An 11,508-nucleotide genomic window follows, 5' to 3' on the forward strand; every position below is an offset into this window, starting at 1 on the left:
AATTGTAGGTTGAAGTGATAAATGAATATCAAAAAAGTCTTAAAAGGAACATTTTTAGTCGTACTAGCTTTGCTTGTTGGTGCGATTTTTTGGCAAATTAAATCAGAATTGCCGCACTCAGTCAATCAGCCAAAAAAAGTGGTGGATGATAAGAAATCTAAACCTGCGCCAGTCCTTGAAAAAACGGCAGAACCCGCCAAATCAAAGAAAGCCGATAGCAAATCTGCTAAAGCTGACTGGTTAAAATCGGAGACACCAATTGAGTTTCCGATTCTGATGTATCATCATATTGCAGATGTTGTAGATGGCAATACGCTGTTTGTACCAGCTGATGAGTTTGAAATGGAGATGATGGCACTCAAAAATGCGGGTTATTATACGTTGACACCTGAGGAAGCCTATCGTGTTTTGACGACGAATGAAAAGCCAGCCGAAAAAATTGTTTGGGTAACGTTTGACGATGGTTATAAAAATGCCTACGATACTGCTATGCCGATTTTGAGTAGGCTTGAGATGACGGGGAGTTTTTTCATTATCACGGGTATGCGAGACGATGAGGATAAGATGCCTGATGAAATGTTACTGAAAATGAAGCAAAATTCCCTTATATCGCTCGAAAGTCATACAGTCAATCATCCTGATTTGGAATATTTGACAAACGACCAAGCAGATAGTGAGCTTAGGGACTCTAAACAAGAGTTGGATCGTTTATTGAAACAAAAAACGTCGGTTATTTGTTATCCAGCTGGGCGCTACAACAATGAGACAGCGGAGCTTGCCGAAAATGCTGGTTACAAACTTGGTTTGACGACTAATCCTGGTCTTGCTAGTAGTCGCAATGGCTTGTTTGCGCTGAATCGTGTGCGTGTGGCTTATGGACATAGTGAGGCGACTTTTATGGCGCTGATTGGGGATAAGTGAACATAGTTATTGCAAAATTGTCACGTTCCAACCCAACTTTCTGAAAATTTGGTATAATGGAGTTATATTTCGCTGTTCATCATTTTCTTTTATAATTTTATGATATAATCAGCTGTTCAAAAAGGAGTAACTAAACATGTCAATCAAAACAATCGCAACAGCTCAAGCACCAGGTGCTATCGGTCCTTATGTTCAAGGGAAAATCGTTGGAGATTTCCTATTTGCTTCTGGTCAAATTCCGCTTTCTCCAGTTTCTGGCGATATTGTCGGTACGACGATTACTGAGCAAACCGAGCAAGTTATGAAAAATGTTGCAGCCATTCTTGAGGCAGCGGGTACTAATTTTGATAATGTTATTAAAACAACTTGTTTTTTGAGTGATATGGCAAATTTCGTACCATTTAATGAGACCTATGCCAAATCTTTCGGCGCAGAATTTCCAGCGCGTTCAGCTGTCGAAGTGGCTCGTTTGCCAAAAGATGTTCTCGTTGAAGTTGAAGTTATCGCTTACCTTGGCAAATAAATTATCATTTGTTTAATCTAGTGGAGGAAGTATGAAAATAGGAATTATTGGTGCGGGTAATATTGCGCTTAAAGCCTATGTCCCAACCTATTCGACTTTGCAAGATGTGCACGATTTTGTTATTTATTCGCGTGATAGAACTAAAGCTATCAATCTTCAGGAAAAATATAATTTTCTGGGTGTTACTACCGAGTTGAGCGAGCTTTACGCTAGTGACATCGTTTTCATTCATGCGGCAACACCCGCTCATTTTGAGTTAGCACATGATTTTTTGTCAAATGGCGTACATGTTTTCATGGATAAGCCTATTTCTGAGGATTTTTCTGAAGTTTTAGCACTCCAAAACCTTGCCAAAGAAAAAAATCTGCTCTTTATCATCGGTTTTAATCGTCGTTTTGCGCCACGTGTGACTGAATTAAAGGCGATTTCACAGAAAAATATAATTACTGTCACGAAAAATCGAATTAACGAAACGTTCGATTTGACTTACGGGCTTTACGATTTATTTATTCATCCGCTTGATACGTTAATTTATTTACTTGATGATGAAATAATTGATTATCAAGTTTTTCTCAGGTCGGATAATGCTCGTCTGCGACAGATTGTAATTGTTATTGAAACAGTGACCGAGACAGGTATCGCACGGCTTAATGCTAAGTCAGGTGCCAATACGGAGACGATTACAGTTGAATCGGAAACAGCTACTTATCATCTGCTCAACTTGACTGATTATCAAATTGACCGACCAACAGGCAAGCAAGTCATTTCTTTCAAAGACTGGGATACAACGCTTTATAAACGTGGTTTTGAGCCAATGGTTAAGGCAGTTTTAACCGAACTTGAAAGATTTGACGGAACAAATCGTGAGGAGATAATGCAAAAGCTCAAACAGACTGATGTTGTAAGAAGTCATGAAATGATTGCTGAGATATTGGCATAATAACTTTATAAAGGAAATAAAATCGGATATTTTTTCCGATTTTCGTTTTATAACAAGGAGATAAAACGATCATTTAGATATTAGAAAACACAGGTTGTCAGAAAATAGAACTTTGTCAAATTATGCTATAATTAAGAGACAGACAACACAAGGCAATTGTCAAACTTTCGTATGAAACCACGATATTTTTTGATTTGACATTTGCTTGTAAAAGTTATATACTTGTGTTAGTCCAAAAAACTAACAGGCAGAAAGAACATTATGGCACAAGAAAATATTATTATCCACGGCGCGCGCGCCCACAATCTTAAAAATATTGATGTGACGATTCCACGAGATAAACTGGTTGTGATGACTGGTTTGTCTGGTTCGGGTAAGTCATCGCTTGCTTTTGACACACTTTATGCTGAGGGGCAACGCCGTTATGTTGAGTCGCTTTCGGCTTATGCACGCATGTTTCTTGGCAATATGGATAAGCCCGATGTTGATAGCATTGATGGGTTATCGCCTGCGATTTCGATTGACCAAAAGACGACATCTAAGAATCCGCGGTCAACAGTTGGCACGGTGACGGAAATTCATGATTATCTGCGCTTGCTCTATGCGCGGATAGGTGTCCCTTATTGTATCAACGGTCATGGTAAAATTACAGCACAATCTGTCGAGGAAATTGTTGACACGATTTTGGAAATGCCCGAAAAGCAACGACTTCAGATTTTAGCGCCCATTGTGCGTGCTAAAAAGGGGCAGCACAAGAAGATTTTTGAGAAGATTCAAAAGGACGGCTATGTTCGTGTGCGGGTCAACGGCGAGGTTTATGATGTGTCGGAGGCGCCCGAGCTTGACAAGAATAAAAAGCACGATATTGACATCGTGATTGACCGAATTGTGCTTAAAGACGGGATTCGTGGTCGGCTTTTTGACTCGGTTGAGGCTGCTTTGCGCCAAGGTGACGGCTATGTCAAGATTGACACCATGGATGGTGCGGAACTGTTGTTTAGCGAGTATTATGCGTGTCCGATTTGCGGTTTTTCCGTGCCCGAGCTTGAACCGCGCCTTTTCTCATTTAACGCGCCACAGGGGGCTTGTCCCGACTGTGATGGTTTGGGTATGCGCCTTGAGGTTGATCTCGATTTAGTCGTGCCAGATGCTACGAAAACGATCCGTGAAGGAGCGGTTGTGCCTTGGTATTCAGGTTCTTCGACCTATTATCCAGCGGTTTTAGAGCAAGCAATGGCAGCTTTCAACGTTGACATTGACTTACCGTTTGAAAAATTAGCAGAAGATGACAAAACGCTTATTTTTTACGGGTCAGGCGAGCGCCTTTTCCATTTCTATCATGAGGGAGATTTTGGACTACGTGACTTAGATATGGCATTTGTCGGTATTGTGCCTAATATTTTCAGACGTTTTAACACAGGCTCTGACGGCACAAAAAATCAAATGCGCGCTTATATGAATGAGTTACCTTGCCAAACTTGTCACGGTAAGCGGCTTAATGAACAAGCCTTGTCAGTTAAAATTCATGGAGAAAATGGTGTTGATATTGCTGATTTATCTGCCTTACCAATTGGCGAACATTTAGAGTTGCTGACTCAGCTTGTCCTGTCAGAAAACGAGGAAACGATAGCAAAACCAATTGTCAAGGAAGTTGGTGACAGGCTAACTTTCCTTAAAAATGTTGGTTTGGCTTATCTGACCTTATCGCGAAATTCGGGAACATTATCGGGTGGTGAAAGTCAGCGGATTCGGCTTGCCACGCAAATTGGCTCAAATTTGTCGGGTGTTCTCTACATTTTAGATGAACCGTCAATTGGTCTACATCAGCGAGATAATGACCGTTTGATTGAGTCGCTGAAAAAAATGCGTGATTTGGGTAATACTTTGATTGTTGTTGAACATGATGAAGATACGATGATGTCGGCAGATTATCTGATTGATATTGGTCCTGGTGCGGGCGATTTGGGTGGCGAGATTATTGCTGCTGGCACACCTAGGCAAGTTGCTAAGAACAAGAAGTCAATTACTGGGCAATATTTGTCTGGTAAGCGGAAAATTCCTGTACCAGTTGAACGTCGAAACATTAACAAGAAAAATGTTATCTCTGTCAAAGGGGCGGCGGAGAATAATCTGCAAACTCTTGATGTTGATTTTCCCTTGGGTGTCATGACTGCCGTCACTGGTGTTTCAGGCTCGGGTAAATCAACCTTAGTCAATAGCATTCTTAAAAAAGCTTTGGCGCAAAAACTCAATCGCAATAGCGAAAAACCTGGTAAATACAAGGCGATTTCGGGTTATGAGAAGATTGAGCGCTTGATTAATATTGACCAAAGTCCGATTGGGCGCACGCCAAGGTCTAATCCTGCGACTTATACTAGCGTTTTCGACGATATTCGTGATTTGTTCGCAAATACTAATGAGGCGAAGATTCGTGGTTATAAAAAAGGACGTTTTAGTTTTAATGTCAAGGGTGGTCGCTGCGAGGCGTGTTCGGGTGATGGTATTATCAAGATTGAAATGCACTTTTTGCCTGACGTTTATGTGCCATGCGAAGTGTGCCACGGCAGACGATATAATTCTGAAACCTTAGAAGTTCATTACAAAGAAAAAAACATTTCAGAAGTTTTGGATATGCGCGTATCTGATGCAGTTAATTTCTTCAAACACATTCCCAAAATTGAACGAAAACTGCAGACGATTGTTGATGTTGGTTTGGGCTACGTGACATTGGGACAACCCGCAACCACACTCTCTGGTGGCGAGGCGCAACGGATGAAACTGGCAAGTGAACTACAAAAACGCACGAGTGGCAAGAGTTTCTACATTCTTGACGAGCCGACAACAGGTCTACATACGGCGGATATTGCCACGCTCCTCGACGTGATGAATCGCTTGGTTGACCAAGGCAACACGATTGTGGTCATTGAGCACAATCTTGATGTGATTAAGACAGCCGACCATATCATTGACCTTGGTCCCGAGGGCGGTATCGGTGGCGGGACGATTCTGGCTGTCGGCACACCCGAGGAAGTGGCTGCGGTTGAGAGTTCTTATACTGGGAGGTATTTGAAGGGGAAGTTGGGGTGAAAACTTAGTACTCTTGCAAGTTGTTTGCTTGTGGGAGTTTTTTTGTGTGATGTTGATAAGAGTGCATATGAGATAATTTTTTTTGGTATAATGAAGTATGAGAAAGAGTGGAAGTTTGCGACAAAGATTTTTAAGTAAATCATACTTTTATCTAACTAAAAATAAAGAAGGTAGGATATGATGAATTTAAAAAGTATCTTTGTAAAAGAAAAAGTTAATACAAAATCTCAAAAGAAGTTTGAAAAACTAACTCCAAATAACCATCTAAATCCTAAAGAAATATCGGCGTATAAAGATGCTTTAGATTTTTCCTTGGAAGATAGTGAAATCAACAATGTTGCAATGACAGGGATTTATAGTTCAGGTAAAAGTAGTGTAATTGAAACTTATGAAAAGTTTTTTGATAAGAAATTTTTTAAAAAGAAAAGCAAGAAGTTTATTCATATTTCTTTGGCAAGATTTGATAGAGATAAAAAAGTTGAAAATATTCCTAGTGATAATGAAATTATATCAGAGGTTAATTTCATTGAAGGAAAAATCCTAAATCAGTTACTTCATCAAATCGAACCTAAGAAGATTCCGCAAACTATTTTTAAAATTAAAGGGAAAATTAGTCGAGTCAAAATATTTTTTTATAGTTTTCTTTTTGTTATGATAGTTGTACTTGGGATAATAACTGTAAAATTTGATTCATGGATAAATTTTATTTCTGAATTGAAAAAAGAAAAATTTTTCTTAATCTCTATTTTTAATTTGGTCTCAATAAATAAGGCGAGGGCATTATTTGGATTAGTTGTTCTTGTTTTGATAATGTATTTCCTATATCAATTTATCTTACTTCAAAAAAATAAGTCAATCATTAAGAATATTGCTTTTAAAAGTGGTGTAGTTGAGAGTAATATTGAGCTATTCAGAGAAAGCAATGAATCATATTTTGATAAATATTTGGATGATGTCATTTATTTGTTCAACAATTCAGGTGCTGATGTGATTGTTTTTGAAGATATTGATAGATTTAAAGATAATCGAATTTTTGTAAAGTTAAGGGAAATTAATACATTAGTTAATGGCAAGACAGGTAGGAAAAAGAAATTAACTTTTCTATATTTAATAAAAGATGAGATGTTTATTTCTAAGGATAGAACTAAATTTTTTGATTTTATTATTCCAGTTTTACCAGTTATCAATGCTTCTAACTCGTTTGAAAAATTGAGTGAAATTTTCAAGAAAAATGATTGTTACGAGTCACTTGATGAAAAATTTTTACAAAAAATCTCACTATATATTGATGATATGAGCTTGTTGAAAAATATTTATAATGAATTTAATATTTACAAACAACAACTGAGAAATGTTGAAATAGAACAGGATAAATCAATTTATGATGATAATAAATTATTATCGTTAGTTATCTATAAAAATATTTTTCCAAGTGATTTTGCAAAATTACAATTAAATCAAGGATTTATTTTTGAAATTTTTGCCAAAAAAGATGAATTGATAGAAAATAAGAAGAATGAACTGTCGGCGAAAATTACAGAACTTAAAAATAGAATAAAGGAAAGTAGAGAAGAACATTTGCTAAAAATAGCTGAGTTGGAAGCTATTTATTCCGTTTTTGATGGGGAAATTCTAGTAAATAATAAAAAGCAAAAAGATTTTCCGAATAGAACTGAATTTATAGAAGAGATTAAAAATAATCCTGATAAGGTACAAAAAGTTGTTCTAGACAGTTATAGTAGACGTAGCCTATCCCCATTGGATCCACTTCCAATTTTTGAAGCTCTCAATGGAAATGAAGAATTTTTAAAAAGGAAAGAAACTATTGAAAATAAAGAAAAAGCGAAATCTGAAAAACTAGAAAAGGAGCTATCAAAATTAAAAATAAAGAGTTCAAAGTTCAAAGATATTGTTAGTCGAGCTGATATTAAACAGTTACTTGAAGATAGTAAGTTTGAAGAATTGGGGGAAAATGATTATTTATCAATCATTCCATTCTTGCTGCTTAATGGCTGGATTGATGAGACTTATACCGATTATTTGACATATTTCTATCCTAACAGTATCACTTTAGAAGATAAACAATTTTTGAGGAGTATTGTAGATGAACAAATTCTCGAAGATGGCTTTGAATTAAAGAATGTTGAAAAAGTCATAGACAGAATGGAGTTTGATGATTTTGGAAAAATTGAATCTAAAAATCTATCTTTGATGAAACATTTAATTTCTAATAATGATAAATTTACTGAGGAAATATCTTTATACTTCAATATGCTTGAAAAAAACAATGCTATTGATTTTATTGAAAAATGTATCCTGATTTTTGATAATGAATCATCTGAAAAAATTTCAAAATATATTAATGAAAAATGGACTTTGTTTTTATATTCTTATCTGAACCATTCTGATACGAGTGATAAAGATAAGGCGAATTTAGCATTTAAAGTTTTTTCATACTTGAAATATGAAGAAGTAGAGAAGTTTAAAGAAGTTGCTGTTGTTCGTGGTTTCATGAATGAACATTTTTCTGATATAGCTGAAAAACTCAAGTATGCCGAAAATCTTAAAAGTAGTTTTCAAGGTATGACATTTGCCAATGTTGATTTTTCTGAATTAGATGGAGAACTTTCGAACCTTATTTTTGAAAAAAATTTCTACGAGATAAGTTATGAAAATTTATATAATTCATTTAATAAATTTTGTAAAGAAATAAACGAATTAGCGTTTAAAATGAAGAATTACACAATTATTCGAGAAAATTCAGAAAAAATTTTTGATTATATTCATGAAAATAGTGTGAATTTTACCAAATACATGAAAGAATATGTCTCATTTTGCGAAGGTAAAATAGCAGATGAGTTATTTTATGTGTTGGAAATTTTGAATAATGAAAATCTTTCAAACGAAATTAAAGAACAGTATGTGAATTTGCTAACTGTTGAAATTAGTGATTTATCCGAAATTAATGATGTTGAGATTCAAGAATTAGTGATTAAAGCTAAAGTATTAAGTCCTAGTGTTGAAAATATCTTGAAATATTTTATTAATCAAGAAAATAAATTGACACTAGAATTGGTTGGCTTTATTAATTCAATGTTTAGGGAGAATGGTGTTGTAGAAAATAATTTTGATGAAGAATCAAGAGTAGCTTTTTGTCGTGAAGTTGTACTTTGTAATGATTTAGATAACGCTAAATATCTGACGTTACTTAAAAATCTGAATTATTATTGTGTAGAATCATTTGAGTATCAAAATATTTCTGATGGAAAAATGATGCTTTTAATTGAAAATAATATTATTAGATTTTCCAAACAAATACTTCTTGATATTAGATGCTACTATCCAAATAGTGTGATTTTGTTTATTACTCATAATATTGCTAATTATCTTGAACTTGTTTTTGATGAAGAGATTTATAAGTTTGATGAATTGATGATGCTTATTAATTTAAAAGATGAGACTGATGACTTTTATCTTGATATTGTTAAAAAGATTCGGGAGCCAATTTCGATCTCTGAAAAAAATTTTTCTTCCGCAGTTTTAGAGTTTATATTAACTAATAATTTTGACAGTGATGATTTGGAGTATTTGTGTCTTAATTATGAAAAATTTGATGACTCAATTCAAGAAAAAATGCTTGAAATTGTAAATGAAAATATTTCTAAAATCATAAGCGAAGAATTTGAAATTAGTAGAGAATTATTGTTTAAGATAGTTATAAGTGAACTTTCAAAAAATGAAATTGTTAATCTCCTAAATAATTTAAAATTGGGTAGTTATACTAAACTACTTGATGGAAAAAGACCGAAATTTAAAAATACAAATGAAGACAAAATGATTTTGGAATGGCTAGTTAAGAATCTAATAGTTACTAAATTTGAGCTTATTGATAATGATGAAAAAATACGAGCTGTCGGTACGAGGAGATTTTTGTGAAAATCAGTCTTCAGAAATTATTGAAGAACAATAGAAAGGTATTTTTAAATTACTAAGAGTCATGATTATTTACGGAACAAAACTTGAATAAACAACTTGCTTTTTCAAAAATAAAAGCCTATACTGTTAATAAAGCATTATTCTGAAAGGATATTGACAATATGAGTGGCGGAAAAAGGGTTGGTGCGGGTAGAAAAGCCAAGAGTGAGCTGGAAAAGAAAAAGCAAAAAAATATTTATATTCCCGAAGAATTGTACGAGGAAGTCATGAAAGCGCCGATTGCGTATGGCGATAGTTTTTCAAGTCGCTGTGAGTTTCTGATTGAGGAGGGGCTTGCTAATTTTGCTGTTTATAATAAAAATCGTGAAGATAAGGTAGATAAATTAACGTTCATTGATTTATTTGCGGGAATTGGTGGTATTCGACAGGCTTTTGAGGACGACAAGACAAAAGCTGTTTTTAGCTCGGAATGGGATAAATTCGCTGCTGCGACTTATGAGGCAAATTTTGGTGAAAAACCTCATGGCGATATTACGCAGATTAAGGCGGAAGAGATTCCTAAACATGATGTGCTATTGGCTGGTTTTCCTTGTCAACCTTTTAGCATGATTGGTAAGCGTGAGGGATTTTCCCACGCCACACAAGGTACACTCTTTTTTGATGTTTTGCGCATTATCAAACATCATCAACCTAAGATGTTTTTGCTTGAAAATGTGCAAGGTTTGTTGACGATTCAAAATGGCGAAACTTTTCGGATTATCAAATCTGCCTTAAAAGAAGTGGGGTATGACGTTTTTTCAGATGTGTTAGATGCACAAAATTACGGTTTGCCACAAGTCAGAAAGCGTGTTGTCATTGTTGGTTTTCGTAAAGATTTAGAGATTACGAACTTTGATTTGCCACAGGGGTCTAATAACCGCGTGCCTGTTAGTCAAATTTTAGAAGAAAACCCTAATGGTTACACCATTTCTGAGCATTTACAGAACACTTATTTATTTAAGAAAAATGATGGTAAGCCACAAATAATTGATGAAAATTCAGATATTCAAGTCAAGACTTTGGTCGCTAGTTATCATAAAATTCAGCGGTTGACGGGTACATTTGTCAAAGGTGGCGACACGGGTATCCGCCTACTTTCTGAGTTAGAATGTAAACGTCTAATGGGTTTTCCCGATGATTTCAAAGTACCTGTTTCGCGCACGCAAATGTATCGTCAATTTGGCAATTCAGTTGCTGTGCCAATGATGAAAGCTGTTGCAGATTGCATGAAAGAACGGCTATTTTTGGCTGAAAGTCTTAAATTGAAAGACGACAAGGTAAGTTGATGAAAAAATTTAATAAAGGTGAGTGGTCCGAATTATACGTCTTTCTCACAATTTTGGCAGATGGTAAACTATACGCTGCTGATGAAAAGCTCAATAAAATCGAAAGTACATTTTACACGATTCTAAAAGTTATTCGTGAAAATCATGACTATCTGCGTGATAATGACAATCAGCTGATTTTGATTCAGTCAGATGAGGTTAGTTTACAGATTCCGATTCAAAAATTTGTTGATAATGCGCCTAAACTTTTAAATGAAATTATGACTGCAAAAGGCAGTAGTTTTGCGATTCCAGAAATTTCTGACTTGTTGCATGACATCGCTGTGACAAAAATAAAAGCCGAAAGTGGTCGAAAAGGCGATTTGACAGTTCAAATTCACGATGATTATACAGGTTTTGAGCCGATTATTGATTTTTCAATCAAGTCTTATTTGGGTGGCACACCAACTTTATTGAATGCATCAAATGCAACGACTGCTGAATTTATCTTATCCGGTACGATTGATAACAGCTTAGTTGAAAAAGTCAATAACATAACAGGTACTTCCACGGTCATTTCATAAATTTAATTTATCCGACAAATTCCGAAATTTCACAAGTTAAATAGCTATTTCAGACGATTATTTCCCTAACCGCTTTAATTTTCATAAAAAATCTGTTAAACTTTCGTTATGGAGCTGAAAATGACAATTAAAGAAAAATTTACGGTTATTGAAGATTTACGAGACCAAAGTTATGTTGCTTATCCTCTTTGCGATGTGCTAATCATTGTTATG

The 11,508-nt window shown here is 35.1% G+C and carries 7 protein-coding genes; all 7 read left to right on the plus strand.

The genetic code is table 11. The annotated features are described in order from the left end of the window. The first annotated feature begins 21 nt into the window (after nt 1-21). The 7 genes from Hs30E_RS02030 (at nt 22) to Hs30E_RS02060 (ending at nt 11,295) form a co-directional block, all read left to right on the plus strand. Complete coding sequence (locus Hs30E_RS02030; RefSeq protein ID WP_172207584.1) at nt 22-921, plus strand: polysaccharide deacetylase family protein; 900 nt, start codon at nt 22-24, stop codon at nt 919-921. 136 nt (nt 922-1,057) lie between these two features. Further along, nucleotides 1,058-1,444 (plus strand): RidA family protein, encoded by a 387-nt coding sequence (locus tag Hs30E_RS02035; protein ID WP_172207585.1) that lies wholly within the window; start codon nt 1,058-1,060, stop codon nt 1,442-1,444. Nucleotides 1,445-1,475: 31 nt separating this feature from the next. Next, a complete protein-coding gene (locus Hs30E_RS02040) occupies nt 1,476-2,384 on the plus strand; it encodes a Gfo/Idh/MocA family protein (protein WP_172207586.1) in 909 nt (302 codons plus the stop codon). A 261-nt stretch (nt 2,385-2,645) separates the two neighbouring features. Then, nucleotides 2,646-5,471, plus strand: coding sequence for an excinuclease ABC subunit UvrA (gene uvrA, locus Hs30E_RS02045; protein WP_172207587.1), 2,826 nt, complete (start codon nt 2,646-2,648; stop codon nt 5,469-5,471). A gap of 177 nt (nt 5,472-5,648) precedes the next feature. After that, the gene (locus tag Hs30E_RS02050) at nt 5,649-9,407 is read left to right on the plus strand and encodes a YobI family P-loop NTPase (protein WP_172207588.1); all 3,759 of its coding nucleotides are present in this window, start codon (nt 5,649-5,651) and stop codon (nt 9,405-9,407) included. Between the two features lie 161 nt (nt 9,408-9,568). Then, nucleotides 9,569-10,732 (plus strand): DNA cytosine methyltransferase, encoded by a 1,164-nt coding sequence (locus Hs30E_RS02055; protein WP_172207589.1) that lies wholly within the window; start codon nt 9,569-9,571, stop codon nt 10,730-10,732. Continuing rightward, complete coding sequence (locus Hs30E_RS02060) at nt 10,732-11,295, plus strand: HpaII family restriction endonuclease (RefSeq protein ID WP_172207590.1); 564 nt, start codon at nt 10,732-10,734, stop codon at nt 11,293-11,295. The genes Hs30E_RS02055 and Hs30E_RS02060 overlap by 1 nt, the downstream gene beginning before the upstream one ends. Nucleotides 11,296-11,508 lie beyond the last annotated feature (213 nt).

The sequence above is a fragment of the Pseudolactococcus hodotermopsidis genome (genome assembly GCF_011170085.1).
Taxonomy (GTDB): domain Bacteria; phylum Bacillota; class Bacilli; order Lactobacillales; family Streptococcaceae; genus Pseudolactococcus; species Pseudolactococcus hodotermopsidis.